This is a genomic window from Shewanella sp. Pdp11 (genome assembly GCF_002838165.1).
Taxonomy (GTDB): Bacteria; Pseudomonadota; Gammaproteobacteria; order Enterobacterales; family Shewanellaceae; genus Shewanella; species Shewanella hafniensis.
In genome coordinates, this window is the sequence record NZ_CP015194.1 from 4,809,074 (window position 1) to 4,826,699 (window position 17,626).

A 17,626-nucleotide genomic window follows, 5' to 3' on the forward strand; every position below is an offset into this window, starting at 1 on the left:
TGGACGCATTTCCCCCAGAGAGCCTTGATTAAGATCAACGAAAGTAGCCCAATTTAAGGTGCACCCAACCCATGAGGCATAAGAAAAAAGCGTGCTTTTTGTCATTTACATTATATTTTTGTTAACTTAAGCACTTAAGAATATGGGAAATTAGCTATACTGCCCTGCAATAAAAAGGATGTTCATCATGGAGTCGTCAAGCATGTCTAATTTCAGTTTACGTAATAAATTACTGCTGTTATCACTATTCCCGTTAATCCTGACCCTGTGCATTCTCATGACAGTTTCTTACTATGTCGAACAAAGCGCCCTTGCAGATGAAGTCACGACCTTTAGAACTAAGCTTATCGGTGAACGTAAAACCCAAATAAAAGAAGCCACCGAAATTGCGGCCGGCATAGTGCAATATCAGTTGTCTTTAAAAGAAAATGGCAATGTGAACCAAGCGCTCCGTGATATCCGTTTTGGCAGTTCTGGTTACTTCTTTATTTACGACTCCCAAGGCAAAAACCTGTTCCATGCCGTCATGCCCAACCTCGAAGGGCAAAATAAAATTGATATGACAGATCCCCGCGGCACAAAAATCATTGTTGGTTTACTCGATGCTGCTAAAAGGGGCGACGGTAACTTCTCCTTCTATTTCCAAAAACCGAATACCAATGAGCAAATTGAAAAAATCGGTTACTCAATGATGATCCCTGGCACTGACTGGATGCTAGGCACGGGCGCTTATATCGATGATATCGACGCTGTCGTTGAGGATTATCGTGCAACCGCCTATGAACAAATGATGAGTAAATCCCTTGGGGTGTTATTAATTGCCCTGATACTGGCGGCAATTACTGCCGCAGTAATCCTTTTGACAGCTCATCGCATGGTGACGCCGATTAAGAATATGGCCGATAACTTAAACGATATCGCCAAAGGCGAAGGCGATTTAACTAAACGCCTTACAGTGACGGGTGAGGATGAAATCGCGCAATTAGGCCGCTCTTTCAACCTGTTTGTCGATAAACTGCAAACCATCATAGGCGATGTGGCAAACGCGACCGCTAAAGTCAAAACCGCAGCCAACGCGATTCACGATCAAACCAAAGTGATGTCGAGCCAACTAATCAGCCATAACAATGAAACCGATCAAGTAGTTACTGCTATTACTGAAATGTCAGCTACCGCCAGCGAAGTGGCGCAAAATACCACGCAAGTGGCAGAAGCGACTCACGCTGCCACTGGCGATGTAGCCAATGCTCAGCGCTGCGTCGATGCGTCTTTAGAAGAAATTTCGGCACTCATGGCGCAAATCAATAATGCGGCGGGCAGCATTCAATCCTTGAGCGAACAATCTAAAAAAATCAACAATGTGCTGTCAGTGATTGGCGGTATTGCTGAGCAAACTAACCTATTGGCATTAAATGCCGCCATCGAAGCGGCCCGCGCCGGAGAACAAGGCCGAGGCTTTGCCGTGGTGGCCGATGAAGTGCGTAACTTAGCGAGCCGAACGCAATCAAGCACGCTAGAAATCAATGAGATGCTGTCTGAACTGCACAAGCTTGTGGCGCTAGCGGTGAAAACGATGGAAGAAAGTCAGCAAAGCTGCGTACGCTCGGTAGACTCTTCTCGCGCAATCTCAGAAAGCCTAGGCTCAGTGACATCGGCGGTCACGGCCATTAACGACATGAGCACCCAAATTGCGACAGCGGCGACCGAGCAAAGCTCTGTGACCGAAGAAATCAACCGTAATGTGTTCGCCATCCAAGAGATTGTGAATGAGTTACTCCATTCCAGCGAAGATGCTGCCAGGGTCAGCCAAACCGTGTCGCAGGAAGGAATTAACTTAGGTAAGCTCGTCGGTCAGTTTAAAATTTAAAATATTTTCAATAGGTTGCAAGCTAAATAAGACATAGCAACCCATTGATTTGCTGCAAATGTAAGATAAGGTCTCAGCCTTGCTGAGGCCGATGGCAGTGGAATTGAAGGATTGTGAGATTGTGGGATTTTTAATTTCAAAAAGTAAAACTTAAATCCCATTGCCTACGTATATAAGTCCCAAATACCCAATTCAATAGAAATGGCCATGTTCTCAATATTTAAGAAAAATCCCTTAAAAAAATTAACTCAGCAATATAACGCCAAGCTTGAACAAGCTATGCATGCCCAGAGAAAAGGCGATATTAGATCCTACTCAATGCTGACCGCTGAAGCCGAGCAAATCGAAAATCAAATAAAAGTGTTAGAAACAACAAGCCATAAATAAACCTTCAAAGCAAAAACACTCAGCAGACAAACTACCAAGAGTCAGCTTGAAAACGTGCCAATCTGGCCTCTGTGACTGTGCATTGAGTCAATTGCATCAACTCACCTAAGGTAATCGCAGGGTTGTCTGTGATAAGCCGAATCAGCTTAGCGTCTAATGGTTCAAGTTTGTCTGCATGCTGCAGTAAAGCTGACTCAAGCTTTTGAATAAGATAACGAAATGATCCATCGGACATCAGTAGCTGCTCGGCTTGTAAACGAGCGGTGCAGGATTGGATCTTGATCGCCGCGCCAACAATGCACCAATTCCTTGAACGCCGCACACGCTTAAGCTCGCAATCATATTGGGTTGCAATCGCTTGAGCTTGTTTAACCGCCTCCCGCCCAATTCGATGAATCAGCGAGGGCAGCGAGATACTAATGTCGTCGTTCATTACGCTTGGTTCATCGCCGCTCTATTATACCTGCATAGATAAAGGGAAAAGCCTGCTCGACTTTAGATTCAAATACAAAATTCAATGCGCGGCAGTGTACTCTGCCTCACTTTATTCTAAAAGCTCCGCCCTCTGCCGGATAAGATTTGATGCTTTTACTCATTAACCCACATATTTTGAGTGAGTTTCGCACCAAGTTTGTAGCTTATGTTGTAAATCACGCAGCTTCTTTGGGTAATGGCTCTGCTTGGCATAAACCATATACAACTCATGTGGATAGCATTGCCATTGGGGAACGAGCAAAGTGAGTTTATGCTGAGCGATATCCTCCTCTACCAAATAATAAGGCAGGCTAGCGATACCTGTACCACTCAAAGTAAGCAAATGTGTAGTGGCATAGTTTGAACTACACAGTGCAGGCTCAAAAGTGAGCATGAGACTGTCCCCAGCGAGCGGTTCAAACACCCACTGAGTTTCACCCGAAGACAATAGACGATAATGGCGTAAATCATCAGGGTGACGCACCTCTGCGGCGGCGGGATGTGTGGGCGCAACCACTAAGACATGGCGAATTCTGCCAAGATATCTGGCGATAAGATTATCGCTGTGCGCAATGCTTGTTCTTAAGGCGAGATCAAACTTGCCGAACTCAACATCTTGAATATTCTGCTCAAAACACAGTTCGAGTTTCACTTGAGGATACGCAGCAATAAACTGGAGCAGCATAGGACTCAGCAATTTTTTGCCCAGTTCCGTTGGGGCCGTGAATTTTAAAGTGCCGCAGGAGTCCTGCGTTAAATCCTGCACTAAACGCCCAGCTTCATTGGCCAGCCTCTCGATTTCGCAGGCTTTACCATATAACGCTTGCCCTGCTTCGGTCATTGATACTCGCCGAGTGGTTCGGTGGAGTAATTGACAACCCATTTCATCTTCAAGGGATTTAACATGGCGCGACACTAAGCCTTTAGATGCGCCGAGTTGTTCAGACGCAGCGCTAAAACTGTGCATTTTGGCAACCAGCATAAATGACTGCAGATGAGTGAGATTCATCAATTAAGCCTATTAACGAAACAATGTGGTGATTATATGTGCTTTTTCTATTTAATTAACCAGACTATCCTCAATTCGTATTCAATTTAGGAGCATGTCATGAAAATAGTCGTAGTGGGTGCATCAGGCACAATCGGACAAGCCATAGTCCGCTTATTTCATTCAACTCAGCATGAAGTGATTCAGGTAGGGCGAACAACGGGGGATGTCCTTATAGACATTCGGGATGAACATTCACTCCATCAAGGGCTAGAAAAAATCGGTAAAGTCGATGCAATGATTTCGGCCATGGGTGATGTCGTGTTTAAACCCTTTAACGCTATGACTCAAGCAGACTGGTATACAGGGCTCCAAAGTAAGTTATTGGGGCAAATACAGTTAGTGCAAATAGGTAGCCAATACCTCAACGCTGGGGGCAGTTTTACACTGACCAGTGGCATTATTGCCGATGTCCCAGTAAAAGATGGCATCAGTGCCGCCACAATCAATGGCGCACTTGAGCATTTTGTTACCGCCGTCGCGGGAGAATTACCTGCACAGCAGCGAATAAACATTGTCAGCCCAACGGTATTAAGCGAGTCGTTAGCGAGCTATCAGGACTATTTCCCCGGTTTTAGTGCAATCAATGCCGACACATTAGCCAAGGTTTATTTGCGCTCAGTCATGGGTAGAGAAAACGGCCGAGTGCTGAAAGCCTTTTCCAGCTGTGGCGCAGTCTTGCCCTAACAGGACAACCGAACCTTGTAACGCAAGGCGCGTAATCAGTCACAGTTAAAGTCTTGAGCGTTGCGCTGGGATTGCCTACAATAGCGCACGCTTTTTCACTATAGACAATGACAGATCACGACCATGACCGACACAACATCATTACCTGCTTTACCGGATCGCCTTTCCGTTAACCCACGCAGCCCACACCATGTGGCAGAAATTTTCGAGCACGATATCGGTATTAAGCTCAACGGCAAAGAGCGTTTTGATGTCGAAGAATATTGCATCAGTGAAGGTTGGGTAAAAGTACCAAGCAAATCCTTAGACCGTCGCGGCCAACCTCTTTTGCTCACAGTAAAAGGCACAGTTGAAGCCTTTTATCGTTAAGCTTTAGCGCAAAGAGCAGGATCAAAACAACGGCCAATTAATATTGGCCGTTTTTGTTTGCCTATTCTACTTCTGCGGCTAAACCATAGGCCTGGTAAATCTGTTTTACACGGCCCGATGCAGCCATATCAAGCAGCGCCCGATTAAGTTCATCGAAAATGGCGGCATGGGGAGAGTTACGGGACATACCAAAATAATGTTCGATCCGATTCGACTGACGGTAATCGGCATAGCTAAAACGATCGTAACCGAGCTGCTTGAAGGCATTCTCAATGGCGGCACGATCGAGCACCACCATAGTGTCGAAACGCCCCATGATAAACATGCGAGCCATGTTTTCATCATCGGTAGACTCAATTTTACGTAGCGCGGGATCCGTATTAAAACGCTCAAAATAAACTGTGCCCCGTTTAACCCCTACAGTAAGTTGATACAAATCCTCATAGGACTTAATCCGTCCTTCCTCGCCAGCTTTTACGAGAAACAAAATATCGCGAGTCTGAGTGCCGATAGGACCAAGAAACCGTACAAATGCCTCTCGCTCTTCGTCTCGTATCGTGCGCGGCACAATGTCGACCGTGCCTACCCGCAACTCATGAATGCTGCGAGCAAAAGGACGCGCGCTCCATTCGACGCGATAACCGACCTTAGCCGCCGCTTCCTCAAGAATATCCTTTAACGGACTCGTCATAGTATTAGTTCGCTCATCAAGCACCATCTCAGGAGGACGATGCCGAAAATCGGCACGCAACACGTTAGAAAAAGTAGCAGATTGCAGCTCAGCGGCGACAATGATGCCCGCGAAAAAACCACAACCAAGCACACACAAAATTGCGTAAACAGAAGGCAACGAAACAAGGATACTTTTAAAATACATAGAGATACCCGCAAATTTATATGTTGCATTTAGCATAACTCAAAAAATCGAAAACTAAAGTGCATAAAACATAGGACCTGCCTGTAATTGTGATAAATATCATTGATTAAACTGCACAGAGCGGGTTAAAGTGTGACCACTAAGTAAAAAGTGTGACCACTTAAGGAAAATGCAGGGCAAACTCGAACTCAATCATCGAGCACGCCATTTAGGGAAGAAGAAGCAAATCAGCAATGTGCGCCCAAACTCTAAGCAGACATGTCTGTCACCACTTTCCAAAATAATAAGTACATTTTAGTAGCGGGTTATGTCATCGGGTTAACTATTGACTCGCATTACTTCAGGGACGTAAATGACCGATTTCAGCAGCATTCTTTTATCCTACGGGATACTTCTGTCTGGCCTTCTTGTCACAGTGGGTGTGATGTATGTGTTGCTCAAACATCGCGATGCAACCGTCAAGCTGCCCGTTGATCGTGAGCAACTGACCCGTATCCCCGCCTATGGCTTACAAGAGCAAATCCATGATCTGCAATTAGATTTAATCGGCTGCATGATGATGGGACTATTGATTGTTTGCCTTCCATTTGCCGCCAGCAGCATCCAAGCGCATATCACAGTCGGAAAATTCCCTTGGTTGTTCGCCTTAACAGGTTTAATAGGAGTAATTTACTTCGGTATTAAAACCTGGAAACTCTTTTCAAAGCTCACCAAGTTACGCTTGGGCCATACAGCAGAAATCGCCACAGCCAATGAACTCATAGGCTTACAAGCCTTGGGTTATCAAGTGTTTCACGATGTGCAAGCCGACGGCTTTAACATCGACCATCTTGTCGTAGGCAAAAATGGCGTATTCGCGATTGAAACCAAAGGCCGCCATAAACGGAACAAAGACCTACGCCAAACCAATGGGAATGGCTCAAACTCTGGCAAAAAAGGCTATGAAGTATTTTACAAAGACGGGCGCTTAAACTTCCCCTCGTGGACAGAAACCAAACCAATCGAACAAGCGCAGCGCCAAGCCCAATGGGTCAGCCAATGGTTAACCAAAGCCACAGGCTCCCCCGTCGCCGCCACCCCAGCCCTAGTATTCCCCGGCTGGTATGTCACAAGCCAATCAAAACCACCGCTGCCGATCCTCAACCACAAACAATTAGTCGGAACGATCCCAAAACTGAAATCCCAAGATCTTACCCAGCAACAAGTCGACACCATCATCTACCAAGTCGCCCAAAGATGCCTAAGTAAAAACGAGGTGGGGAAATGATATACAACAATTTATCATGTAACATATTATTAATGGGTTAATAATGGCATATATATTCAAAAATACAGAGCGCAATAATCTTAAAGCCTCAACCTTTGAAACAAAGTCACTTTTATATTTAGCCGCACAAGGAAATAGGTACAAAGATATAACGTTCTTAAGCATTGACTGTTTCAATGATGTATCTGGCATGTGTGATAATGAAAATATTTGGGACATTCAAGCAAAAGGTGAAAAAAATTTAACTCCAAGAAAAATTGGGCAATACCTGTTCACTTTATATAAAAATTTCACGTCTGAATTTAGTAATTTTTTCAGGAATTTATATTTTTTATGCCACAACTTAATGAACGTTATGTTAATGACGCTTCATTAACAAGCTATAACATTGAAAATTTTAAAGATATTGAAAAAGAAAAAATATTAGAAGGACTAAAAACATCTGCAAAATTAAATGAAGATATTAATCTAGAAGATTTCTTCAACAAGGTAATATTTGTAGAAGATCGAACAACAGAACAGTTCTACATCAAAGGAATCATGAAATTTAAGTCATCAAAATTAAATGACGATAATTTTTACAGTGCAATATTTAGGGAGATTCGGGATAGACAAACTTCTCTAAAAAATTCAGAAATTGAAAACTCAAAAATATATAGACCAAATGATGTATTAAACTTTAATAGACACTTAAAAAATACAGACTTACAATTATTTGTTTTAAATAGGCTAGTCGGCGGGGATATTTTTTCTAACAAAAACAGACTCCCTAGTAGCTATGTAGATTTCATAAGAAATATTAATACAGACGATATTGAAGATCATATATTCGAACAAAACTCGGCATTAAGCAAAGCGTTCTTTGATAAAAGCAACCAGAAAGCTTTTTGGCGCCTTTTTGCTGCTATCTTTAAATCTTTATCTAAAGAACCAAGAAAAAAAGTAAGCCAAATAATCGATGATTTAGATCAAAAACTAATTGATAGAACAGAACACTTAGATATTAACTCTGCTAGATTTCTAGTTGCCACAATAAGGGATGGCTTAATCAATGAAAATTAGAAAATTTGCTTTTGGCGATAAAAAATCAGCGTTCATCGAGGATCGTTTCCAAGAAAAACTAAATATCATATTTAGCAATAATAACAATAAAGGTAAAACATTAGTTTTACAAGGAATCATGTATGCAATGGGAAATGAGCCAATATTCCCTGCTGGATTTAACTATCAAAATCATTATTTCTTCATTCAATTTGACCTAAATGATATTAAATATTTTATTCTAAGGAAAAACAATACTTTTTCAGTTAAAATAAATAATGAACTACATATATTAGATTCTGTTTCTGAATTTAAATATTTTTTTGACAGAAAAATATTTAAATTACCAGAGATAATACATCGCGGACTACCAAAGATAGTTGATCTAAGTCTATTTTTTCAAATATTTTTTGTTGGTCAAGATAAGCGGGATACGTCTAACATTTTTAATAACGGATACTATAATAAGTTTGATTTTATTGAAATGCTTTATGCTCTATGTGATATATCTGGAACAGAACTATCTAGCGAAGAAATTCAAAAATTAAAAGACGATTTAAAGCAACTCAGAAATTTAGAGAAAAAGCTCTCTGCTAGTATTGACAAGTTCAACATAAATAGAGCTGTACTAGAAACTGTAAAGTCATCAGCAAGCTATAAATATTATAAAGAACAAGAAATCAAACTTAATAAAATTAATGATAAATTAGTCGATTTACGCAAGAAACGTTACGCAGAGAGAACTAGATTAAACAACCACTTAAATCTTAAGTCTGAACTTAACTCTCTAAATCGCACGATTAGTATTGGAGCAGTGTCATGTAATGACTGCGGTAGTGATAAAATAACATATAAATCTAAGGATTTAAACTTTGATGTAAGTAATAAAGAGGTCAGAGACTCCATACTAAGTTCTATTAATGAAAAGATAAGTTTAAAACAAGAATTAATCTCACGTATTGATTTTGACATTACTTCATTACAATCAGAACTTGATAAGGAAATATCCCAGTCACACCCTAAACTAAAAGATATAATCTTATTCAAAGATGAATTAGAAAATGCTGGAAGTCTCGATAGAGAGCTAGCTTTAAAACAAAAAGAAATTGAATCAATAAGTAAAAAGCTCAAAGAGGCCACAACTAAGCAAGAAGGGCTTTCACATCGTCAAGAGGTATTAATTAAAAGTATAGTGAAGGCAATGAATGATATCTATAAGATTATAGACAATACAGGTATTCAAATATTTTCAGATTTATTTACAAAAAAGTCTGTAACTTACTCTGGCAGTGAAGAACAAGAGTTTTACTTTGCAAGAACATATGCACTTCATGTCATTTTAAATCATAAATTTCCAATAATCATTGATTCATTCAGAGACCGAGAATTATCTACCTCAAAAGAAATTAAAATGCTTGAAATATTTGAGGCGCTTGATAAACAGGTAATTATTAGCGCGACGTTGAAGAAAGAAGAGTACAACAGTGATAAGTATGAAACATATGGAGCAATAACAGCTTTGGACTATAGCTGTAATGAAAACAGTAAAATACTAACGGAAAAGTTCAATCTGGAATTTACTTCAATTTGCAAAAGTTTTGGTATATCAATTTTATAAAAATTGGTATACCACCTATAAAAACATATGCAAAACCAATAAACTTCCATCTAAAATTAATAATAAGAGAGAATAAAGTGCTTAGAATTGATCTTAAGGATAAAAAAATATTCGCTAATGAAGCCGGCGAGGACGAGAATCTCTCCGTTTTAAACTCATATTATATAGATCACAGTGATTTTGACCCTTTTTTTGATATCGAAGAAAGACTATCAATTGTTTCAGCAAGAAAAGGAATGGGTAAATCAGCACTATTATCAAGACTTGAGTTTAAATTAATAAATGAAGATTTATATAAAAACCCACTAATTATTAGAGTCAAAGGGAATGAACTATTAGGACTAGGTGATTTCAAAGGTGATGATCACTCATATTTAGAAAATTATTGGAAACAAATAATTTGCAAAAGAATAATATTAGAAATAGGAAATAAAATAGATTTCGCATTTAACAGTGATGATATATCTATAGTAGAACTCTCTGAGTTAGAAGGTTTCAAAAGTAAAAATCTCATTGGAAGTTTAATAGCAAGAATAAAAGGTAAACTTCCTATTTTAGATGTAGAAGTTAAAAGTGATGTGCCCAAAAGCTTAGAAAATTTATTGCAAAGATATCAGAACTCTTCAGAAGTTCCTAATATTTGGGTATTAATAGATGATATTGATGCCAAATTTCAAAACACCAAAGAAAACCAGGCTAGAGTTGGTTCTTTTTTCAGTGCAATCAGAGCATTATCCTTTGAGACTAAGAATTTAAATATTAGGGCAACTGTTAGAAGCGATGTGTGGTCTTGCTTACGCCATTTAGAAGATCTTGATAAATTACAACAATATATAATTAAAATTTTCTGGAGCAAGAAATATATGAGAGATATGCTTGCTCAAAAGATTTTAGTTTATATTGAAAATAATCATCCAAATTCACCCGAGAGTAAATACAAACTAAAAAGCGACTATAATAAAATTCTAGATATAATTTTCAAATCTCCAATTGATTGGCATGGTGATTCAAGCGCAAAACTATTTGATGCTATTAGCGCATTCTCAAATAGACGTCCAAGATGGATGGGGCAATTATGTAAAATGGCTGGAAGAAAAGCCTCAGAGACTCCACAAACAAGAAAAATAAATCTTGAACATATAAATTTTATTTTATCTGACTTTGGTTCATTACGTAGAGATGATTTAATAAAAGAGCATAATCATCAATTTGAGGAATTATCAAATTTAATTGACTCTCTTAGAGCAACAAAAAAAGAGTTTAACTACATAGAGTTACATCAAATTCTAGATGATAATTTTATCAGAGGTAGAAGTGCCAATGATATTCCATATATTGATGGGAAAAAGTATGCCTGCCTCGAGGATCTTGGTGATTTTCTATATAAGTTAGGGCTCATATCAAGAATTCATGAAGACGGAAAAACATTTACACATTATACAGATGATCCTGATTTATATAAGTCTTTGCAAAACAAGAATGGCAATATAACTTGGTCAATCCACCCAGCATATAGAACATTTTTAAACATCAAGTAATTTCATAAGTTTTATAATAACGCCACTCTAATGGCATAGACATAACTCTCCACTCAATGGTTACACCAGAACTGGCATTGTTGCACCAGTGACCTTCTAAAACATGGATGTTTTAGTAGAGCTTACAGGGACGTATTTACAGCGAGTCACTGGTGTAACAGTGCTAAAGCCTGCGGCAGGCAATTAGCAGCACTCTATTATCAGCGACTTATAAAGCTAATTAGCAGCTCAATCTCAGCAGAATGAAAACGAACCAATAAAAAAGCGAACCGCTAAGGGTTCGCTTTTTTATGTCCATAATTGCGTTGCTGGCGAAGCTAATGCAAGGCGGATTGAAAGCTTTCGCGCGGAGTTGACTGGTGTCAAACTCTCTATTTCGAGCTATGCGAAAGCCTCATTCAACGCCGCAGTAGCTAGCCTAAGCAGCAATTATTACTCGTAGTCTGATAATGGTGCACACGAACACATTAGGTTGCGGTCGCCGTATACGTCATCGATACGATTCACAGTTGGCCAGAACTTGTTGGTGCGTACTGCGGCACTTGGGAACACGGCCACTTCGCGACTGTATGGACGCGTATCGAACTCTGGGTCCATAATATCTGCCATAGTGTGCGGTGCGTTGTGCAGCGGGTTGTTGTCCGCTGGCCATTCACCTGATTCTACTTTGGCGATTTCAGCGCGGATTGACACCATAGCGTCGATGAAACGATCGAGTTCCACCTTAGACTCAGATTCCGTCGGCTCAATCATCAGGGTTCCCGCAACCGGGAAGCTCATGGTTGGTGCGTGGAAACCGTAGTCATTCAAACGCTTAGCGATATCCATTTCGGTCACGCCTGAGGCTTCTTTCAGTGGGCGTAGGTCGATAATACATTCGTGCGCGACGCGATCGTTACGGCCACGGAACAATACTGGGTAGTGTTCAGACAGCTTCTTCATCACGTAGTTTGCGTTTAACAGCGCAGTTTGGGTCGACTTTTTCAGGCCTTTTGAACCAAGCAGCTTAATGTACATCCAGCTGATTGGCAGAATGCCAGCGCTACCGTAAGGTGCGGCTGATACGGCGCCATTGTTGTCGCTTTCGCGGCCAGGTTTCACTACAACGTGGCCGGCAACGAACGGCGCTAAGTGGGCTTTCACACCGATTGGGCCCATACCTGGACCACCACCGCCGTGTGGAATTGCGAAGGTTTTGTGCAGGTTAAGGTGCGATACGTCGGCACCGATAAAGCCAGGAGACGTTAAGCCAACCTGCGCGTTCATGTTAGCGCCGTCTAAGTACACTTGACCGCCGTGCTGATGCACTATGTCGCAGATTTCGCGGATAGATTCTTCATACACACCGTGGGTCGATGGGTAAGTGATCATGATGCAAGACAAGTTTTCAGCCACTTCGGCGGCCTTTGTCTTCAGATCATCTAAATCGACGTTACCTTGCTTATCACAGGCAGTAACTATCACTTGCATACCGGCTAATTGCGCCGATGCAGGGTTAGTACCGTGGGCAGATTGCGGGATCAAACAGATGTTTCTGTGCGCATCGCCGCGTGACTCATGGTATTTCTTGATGGCTAACAGGCCAGCGTATTCACCTTGAGCGCCTGAGTTTGGTTGGATACACACAGCGTCGTAGCCTGTGATGTTCACTAACCAAGTCGACAACTCTTCAATCAACTGAGTGTAACCCTTGGCTTGATCTAGTGGGCTGAATGGGTGCATGTTGGCAAATTCTGGCCAGCTCACAGGAAGCATTTCAACCGCTGCGTTTAACTTCATGGTGCATGAACCCAATGAAATCATTGAGTAGTTAAGTGCTAAGTCTTTGCTTTCGAGACGCTTGATATAACGCATCATCTCGGTTTCGCTTTGATAGCGATTGAAGGTTGGGTGGCTTAAAATCGCATCTTGGCGCACGAGTGCAGCCGGAATCGATTGGCTACCTTGGCTCACGATTTGCGCATCTAATGCGGCAACATCTAAACCATGGCCAGCACCTAAAATCACATCAAACAGGGCTTCGATATCTGTGCGCAATGTGGTTTCGTCTAAGCTTACGCCCACAATGCCGTCGGCATCAAAACGTAGGTTCATTTCAGCAGCCAGTGCGCGTGCATTAACAGCAGCAACATCTAAGCCTTTGATGCTGATGGTATCAAACCAAGTGCTGTTGACTAAGCTCACGCCCTTCGCTTGTAAACCAGCCGCTAAAATATCGGCAAAACGATTAATGCGTGATGCGATAGTTTTCAGGCCATCTGGGCCGTGGAATACAGCGTAGAAAGACGCCATATTCGCTAATAAAATTTGTGCAGTACAAATGTTTGAGTTGGCTTTTTCGCGGCGGATATGTTGCTCGCGAGTTTGCATCGCCATACGCAGTGCGCGGTTACCACGGGCGTCTTTTGACACACCAATGATACGGCCAGGCATAGAACGTTTGTGTTCGTCACGGGCAACGAAGAAGGCCGCGTGTGGGCCACCAAAGCCCATTGGCACGCCAAAACGCTGCGCACTACCGAATACCACATCGGCGCCCATAGCGCCCGGTGATTTCAGTAATACCAAAGACATAATGTCGGCGGCGACAGTCACAACCACATTCTTCGCACGCAGAGTGGCGAATAATTCAGTGAAGTCAGTGATTTGACCGAAACGGTTAGTATATTGGAACAAAGCACCAAACAGTTCGTGGTTTACGGCTTCAGATGCAGGGCCAACTACCACTTCAAAACCGAAACACTCAGCGCGGGTTTTCACTACGTCTAAGGTTTGTGGGAACACATCATCGGCAACGAAGAAGATATTGGCTTTTTTCGCTTTAGAAACGCGCTTGGCAAGCGCCATCGCTTCGGCTGCGGCGGTCGCTTCATCTAACAAAGAAGCAGAAGCCAAATCTAAACCCGTTAAGTCCATCGACACTTGTTGGAAGTTTAGAATGGCTTCTAAACGGCCTTGGGCGATTTCTGGCTGATATGGCGTATAAGCCGTGTACCAACCTGGGTTTTCAAATACGTTACGCAGGATCACGTTTGGCACTTGAGTGCCGTAGTAACCCATGCCGATATAGCTCTTAAATACTTGGTTTTGTTTCGCTAAACCACGAATGTAAGCAATGCCTTCGGCTTCGCCGCAGGAATCACCAATGCTCAGATCTTGGCTTAAACGGATCGACTCAGGCACAATTTGCGCGGTCAGATCGTCCAGTGACTCAGCACCAACAAAATTCAGCATCGCTTGCTGTTGGCTGCTATCAGGGCCGATATGACGACGTAAGAATAAATCGTGCTGTTCTAACTGAGTGAGGGTTTGCTTGGTCATGATAAACCTTGTTCCAGATTTGCCGTAACTCAGAACTGTAGGGTACTGATTAACGGGCTATTGTTATGTCAAACTTGCGCTAAAACAAACGAAGCCCCTGAGGGCTTCGTTAGCGTCGACGATTATTCTTCGTCGATAACAGCTTGGTAACCTTCTGCATCGAGCAGAGCGTCAACTTCTGATTCGTCAGAAGGCATCACGCGGAAGAACCAGCCTTCGCCGTAAGCGTCGCTGTTAACGAGTTCTGGAGAATCTTCCAGCGCTTCGTTCACGGCAATCACTTCGCCAGAAATAGGGGCATAAATGTCAGACGCCGCTTTTACTGATTCAGCTACAGCACAGTCTTCACCCGCAGTCACAGTGTCGCCCACTTCAGGGAGTTCAACGAAAACCATGTCACCCAACAGCTCTTGGGCGTGTTCAGTGATACCTACTGTGTAGCTGCCGTCTTCTTCCTTGCGGATCCATTCGTGTGAAGAGGCGTATTTCAGTTCTGTCGGAATATTGCTCATTGTTCTTGTTCCTTGTTCCGTTTTTTTAAAATGCTTGTTTACCGTTGCGCACAAAGTTTGGCGCCACTACTCTAACAGCCACACGTTTTTTACGCATTTCGACTTGTGCCGTATCCCCAATTGAGTTAGGAACACGCGCCATCGCAATAGAATAGCCCAATGTTGGCGAAAAAGTCCCGCTGGTGATCACGCCTTGGTGCTCAACACCCGCTGCATCGGTGAAAAATACTGGCATATCATGGCGTAACACGCCCTTTTCTTCCATCACTAGACCAACAAGTTTGTCGGTTCCGGCATCGCGCAGGGCTTCTAGGGCTTTACGACCGATGAAGTCACGATCGCTCGGTTCCCATGCTATGGTCCAGCCCATGTTGGCGGCCAGCGGGTTGATGGTTTCGTCCATATCTAAGCCGTAGAGATTCATACCAGCTTCGAGACGCAGAGTGTCACGGGCACCGAGGCCACAAGGTTTAACACCTTGATCTAACAATGCTTGCCACAAGGCTTGAGCTTCATTTTCTGGGACGATAATTTCGTAACCCGCTTCGCCTGTGTAACCTGTAGTCGCAATAAACAGAGAACCAGCTTGCTTACCGAAGAAAGGTTTCATGCCTTCGATGGCGGCGTTTTGATCGCTACTGAGCACGGCAGCGGCTTTCGCTTTTGCGTTTGGACCTTGAACGGCAATCATCGCCAGCTCAGGACGCTCAGTCACAGTGACATCAAAACCTTGGGATTGCTTGGCGATCCAAGCTAAGTCTTTTTCGCGGGTCGCTGAGTTCACTACCACGCGGTAGTTAGTGTCAGTGAGATAATAAGTGATGAGGTCGTCGATGACGCCAGCATTTTCGTCTAACATGCCGCCGTATAAGGCTTTACCTGGCACTTTAAGCTTAGCCACATCGTTTGCCAGCAACTTACGCAGAAATGCACAAGCGTCGTTACCAATCACATCAACCACAGTCATGTGGGAAACGTCGAACATACCCGCGTCTTGACGCACGGCATTGTGTTCTTCGATTTGTGAACCATAGTTGAGGGGCATATCCCAACCGTGGAAGTCGACCATCTTAGCGTTTGATTCTAAGTGCTTGTTAAACAGAATAGTTTTATTAGCCATTGTTATCCCTTTTTTGCGGCCTTTTTCAGGTCTCTGCCTAGTGTAGGGTGTAGATACTAGGGTCTAAAATGCGGCGAAATTATACCTTGCGTCACAAATTTGTATACAGGAGATTTTTCTAATCCGAAGTCAGTGCCATTAGATTTTCTCATCTTTAACCTGTAATTTTTTTACATGCGAAGACCAGATTTGCGCAGCTTGCAATCAAAATGCTGATAATAGCGGCAATTCTGATCACATTAGCGCAACCGAGGCTAACGACATAACTTAGGCAGTGCCGACTTATTGCCCATGGCCTGTTGTATGAACACTGTTTTCAGCCCAGCGACATTATCAACCAGATTTAAGCCCAGATCGCGGATCGCTTTTTTAAGCGGATTCGTCCCTTCGAATAAGCGTTTAAAGCCTTCCATCGCCGCGATCATCTCCATCGCATCGGCTTTACGCCAACGTTCCAGTGCACGCAGCTGGGCATAATCGCCGATATCTTTACCCGCTTGCTGTAATTCGCTGATCACTTCGATAATGCTGGCCGCATCTAAAAAACCGAGGTTCACCCCTTGGCCAGCCAGCGGATGAATAGTGTGGGCAGCATCGCCTGCTAATACTAAACGGTGGCGGGCAAAATGGCGGGCGTAGCGCATCCGTAATGGAAAGGCTTGGCGCTCGCTTTCCAGCTTGCAAATCCCTAAACGACCGTCGAAAGCAGCGGTTAAGTTGCGCTCAAATTGCACTTTATCCATTGCCAATAACTCAGTGGCGCGCTCGGGCGGCACCGACCAGACGATAGAGCAGAGATTGTCTTCATACAGGGGTAAAAATGCTAGCGGACCGTCCTGTAAAAACACTTGGCGGGCGGTGGCAAGGTGCGGCATTTCGGTGCGGATCGTCGCGACGATTGCGTGGTGGCCGTAATCCCAAAAGGTCAGCGGGATCTTGCACTGCTCGCGCACCCAAGAGTTAGCGCCATCGGCGGCGATAACGAGTGCAGCACTGACACTTTCGATACCAGACTCGGCGCCATTTGCGAGGGTCAGCCAAGCTTCGCGCTCACCAAAGGCAATGCGTTCTAAGCGTTGGTTTTGGATATGGGTAATGTTGTCAAACTCACTGGCGCGTTTGGCGAGGGCAAAGCTAATGGCATCGTTTTCGATAATCGCGCCGAGACTGGTTTCGCTGATGCTGTTGGCATCAAAGGCAATTTTGCCGAAACCGTCTTTATTCCACACAGCCATTTTTTGATAAGGCGTAGCGCGGGAAGTATCTAAATAAGCACATGCCCCTAAGTTTTCTAACAAGCGCTGACTCGCCTTATTGATGGCGCTCACCCGCAGGCGCGGCTCGCCGACAACGGCATCCGTGTGGCCCGCATCGATAACGACGACATTCAGATCGGCCTGCGCCAATCCAATCGCGGTGGCGAGTCCCACCATGCCGCCACCCACAATGGCGATGTCATAGGCTTGTGAACTTAACATGGGTACATCCTTTTCGCGTTGC

The 17,626-nt window shown here is 43.3% G+C and carries 15 protein-coding genes; 8 read left to right on the plus strand and 7 right to left on the minus strand.

Features of this window, described 5'->3' with window-relative positions; all coding sequences use genetic code 11:
• Nucleotides 1-202: 202 nt before the first annotated feature.
• Nucleotides 203-1,867: a methyl-accepting chemotaxis protein gene (locus AYJ58_RS21130; RefSeq protein ID WP_106651896.1), complete on the plus strand. Its 1,665-nt coding sequence runs from the start codon at nucleotides 203-205 to the stop codon at nucleotides 1,865-1,867.
• 207 nt (nucleotides 1,868-2,074) lie between these two features.
• Nucleotides 2,075-2,254, plus strand: coding sequence for a DUF6435 family protein (locus AYJ58_RS21135; RefSeq protein ID WP_028759324.1), 180 nt, complete (start codon nucleotides 2,075-2,077; stop codon nucleotides 2,252-2,254).
• 31 nt (nucleotides 2,255-2,285) lie between these two features.
• Here AYJ58_RS21135 and AYJ58_RS21140 read toward each other — a convergent pair whose 3' ends face one another.
• Nucleotides 2,286-2,687, minus strand: coding sequence for a ribosome recycling factor family protein (locus AYJ58_RS21140; RefSeq protein ID WP_106651615.1), 402 nt, complete (start codon nucleotides 2,685-2,687; stop codon nucleotides 2,286-2,288).
• Between the two features lie 162 nt (nucleotides 2,688-2,849).
• Nucleotides 2,850-3,737, minus strand: coding sequence for a LysR family transcriptional regulator (locus AYJ58_RS21145; protein WP_106651616.1), 888 nt, complete (start codon nucleotides 3,735-3,737; stop codon nucleotides 2,850-2,852).
• A 99-nt stretch (nucleotides 3,738-3,836) separates the two neighbouring features.
• Here AYJ58_RS21145 and AYJ58_RS21150 point away from each other — a divergent pair, with 99 nt between their 5' ends.
• Together AYJ58_RS21150 and AYJ58_RS21155 are read left to right on the plus strand one after the other, a co-directional pair.
• Complete coding sequence (locus AYJ58_RS21150) at nucleotides 3,837-4,463, plus strand: short chain dehydrogenase (protein ID WP_106651617.1); 627 nt, start codon at nucleotides 3,837-3,839, stop codon at nucleotides 4,461-4,463.
• Nucleotides 4,464-4,586: 123 nt separating this feature from the next.
• Nucleotides 4,587-4,832, plus strand: coding sequence for a DUF3297 family protein (locus AYJ58_RS21155; RefSeq protein ID WP_006080205.1), 246 nt, complete (start codon nucleotides 4,587-4,589; stop codon nucleotides 4,830-4,832).
• Nucleotides 4,833-4,893: 61 nt separating this feature from the next.
• Here AYJ58_RS21155 and AYJ58_RS21160 read toward each other — a convergent pair whose 3' ends face one another.
• Nucleotides 4,894-5,709, minus strand: a complete 816-nt coding sequence (locus tag AYJ58_RS21160; protein ID WP_232790838.1) for a substrate-binding periplasmic protein — start codon at nucleotides 5,707-5,709, stop codon at nucleotides 4,894-4,896.
• A 352-nt stretch (nucleotides 5,710-6,061) separates the two neighbouring features.
• Between AYJ58_RS21160 and AYJ58_RS21990 the strand changes: the two genes are divergently transcribed.
• The 4 genes from AYJ58_RS21990 (at nucleotide 6,062) to AYJ58_RS21180 (ending at nucleotide 11,173) form a co-directional block, all read left to right on the plus strand.
• On the plus strand, nucleotides 6,062-6,976 hold the full coding sequence (locus AYJ58_RS21990; protein WP_198555548.1) for a nuclease-related domain-containing protein: 915 nt from the start codon (nucleotides 6,062-6,064) through the stop codon (nucleotides 6,974-6,976).
• Between the two features lie 333 nt (nucleotides 6,977-7,309).
• Nucleotides 7,310-8,038, plus strand: a complete 729-nt coding sequence (locus AYJ58_RS21170; RefSeq protein WP_106651619.1) for a hypothetical protein — start codon at nucleotides 7,310-7,312, stop codon at nucleotides 8,036-8,038.
• On the plus strand, nucleotides 8,028-9,635 hold the full coding sequence (locus tag AYJ58_RS21175) for a hypothetical protein (RefSeq protein ID WP_106651620.1): 1,608 nt from the start codon (nucleotides 8,028-8,030) through the stop codon (nucleotides 9,633-9,635). Before AYJ58_RS21170 ends, AYJ58_RS21175 begins: the two co-directional genes overlap by 11 nt.
• The gene (locus tag AYJ58_RS21180; RefSeq protein ID WP_232790839.1) at nucleotides 9,605-11,173 is read left to right on the plus strand and encodes a P-loop ATPase, Sll1717 family; all 1,569 of its coding nucleotides are present in this window, start codon (nucleotides 9,605-9,607) and stop codon (nucleotides 11,171-11,173) included. The genes AYJ58_RS21175 and AYJ58_RS21180 overlap by 31 nt, the downstream gene beginning before the upstream one ends.
• A 432-nt stretch (nucleotides 11,174-11,605) precedes the next feature.
• Here the strand turns inward: AYJ58_RS21180 and gcvP are convergent, their stop codons facing one another.
• From gcvP to AYJ58_RS21200, 4 genes are all read right to left on the minus strand, one after another.
• Nucleotides 11,606-14,494 carry an aminomethyl-transferring glycine dehydrogenase gene (gene gcvP / locus AYJ58_RS21185; RefSeq protein ID WP_106651621.1) on the minus strand — a complete coding sequence of 963 codons (2,889 nt, stop codon included), beginning with the start codon at nucleotides 14,492-14,494 and terminating at the stop codon, nucleotides 11,606-11,608.
• 122 nt (nucleotides 14,495-14,616) lie between these two features.
• On the minus strand, nucleotides 14,617-15,006 hold the full coding sequence (gcvH, locus tag AYJ58_RS21190) for a glycine cleavage system protein GcvH (protein ID WP_106651622.1): 390 nt from the start codon (nucleotides 15,004-15,006) through the stop codon (nucleotides 14,617-14,619).
• Nucleotides 15,007-15,031: 25 nt separating this feature from the next.
• Nucleotides 15,032-16,126 (minus strand): glycine cleavage system aminomethyltransferase GcvT, encoded by a 1,095-nt coding sequence (gene gcvT, locus AYJ58_RS21195; RefSeq protein ID WP_106651623.1) that lies wholly within the window; start codon nucleotides 16,124-16,126, stop codon nucleotides 15,032-15,034.
• Nucleotides 16,127-16,380: 254 nt separating this feature from the next.
• On the minus strand, nucleotides 16,381-17,604 hold the full coding sequence (locus tag AYJ58_RS21200) for an FAD-dependent monooxygenase (RefSeq protein WP_106651624.1): 1,224 nt from the start codon (nucleotides 17,602-17,604) through the stop codon (nucleotides 16,381-16,383).
• Nucleotides 17,605-17,626: the final 22 nt, after the last annotated feature.

Coding starts and splice junctions, on each gene's coding strand:
- AYJ58_RS21130 (WP_106651896.1), top strand. CDS start 203: ATGTCTAATTTCAGTTTACGTAATAAATTACTGCTGTTATCACTATTC.
- AYJ58_RS21135 (WP_028759324.1), top strand. CDS start 2,075: ATGTTCTCAATATTTAAGAAAAATCCCTTAAAAAAATTAACTCAGCAA.
- AYJ58_RS21140 (WP_106651615.1), bottom strand. CDS start 2,687: ATGAACGACGACATTAGTATCTCGCTGCCCTCGCTGATTCATCGAATT.
- AYJ58_RS21145 (WP_106651616.1), bottom strand. CDS start 3,737: ATGAATCTCACTCATCTGCAGTCATTTATGCTGGTTGCCAAAATGCAC.
- AYJ58_RS21150 (WP_106651617.1), top strand. CDS start 3,837: ATGAAAATAGTCGTAGTGGGTGCATCAGGCACAATCGGACAAGCCATA.
- AYJ58_RS21155 (WP_006080205.1), top strand. CDS start 4,587: ATGACCGACACAACATCATTACCTGCTTTACCGGATCGCCTTTCCGTT.
- AYJ58_RS21160 (WP_232790838.1), bottom strand. CDS start 5,709: ATGTATTTTAAAAGTATCCTTGTTTCGTTGCCTTCTGTTTACGCAATT.
- AYJ58_RS21990 (WP_198555548.1), top strand. CDS start 6,062: ATGACCGATTTCAGCAGCATTCTTTTATCCTACGGGATACTTCTGTCT.
- AYJ58_RS21170 (WP_106651619.1), top strand. CDS start 7,310: ATGCCACAACTTAATGAACGTTATGTTAATGACGCTTCATTAACAAGC.
- AYJ58_RS21175 (WP_106651620.1), top strand. CDS start 8,028: ATGAAAATTAGAAAATTTGCTTTTGGCGATAAAAAATCAGCGTTCATC.
- gcvP (WP_106651621.1), bottom strand. CDS start 14,494: ATGACCAAGCAAACCCTCACTCAGTTAGAACAGCACGATTTATTCTTA.
- gcvH (WP_106651622.1), bottom strand. CDS start 15,006: ATGAGCAATATTCCGACAGAACTGAAATACGCCTCTTCACACGAATGG.
- gcvT (WP_106651623.1), bottom strand. CDS start 16,126: ATGGCTAATAAAACTATTCTGTTTAACAAGCACTTAGAATCAAACGCT.
- AYJ58_RS21200 (WP_106651624.1), bottom strand. CDS start 17,604: ATGTTAAGTTCACAAGCCTATGACATCGCCATTGTGGGTGGCGGCATG.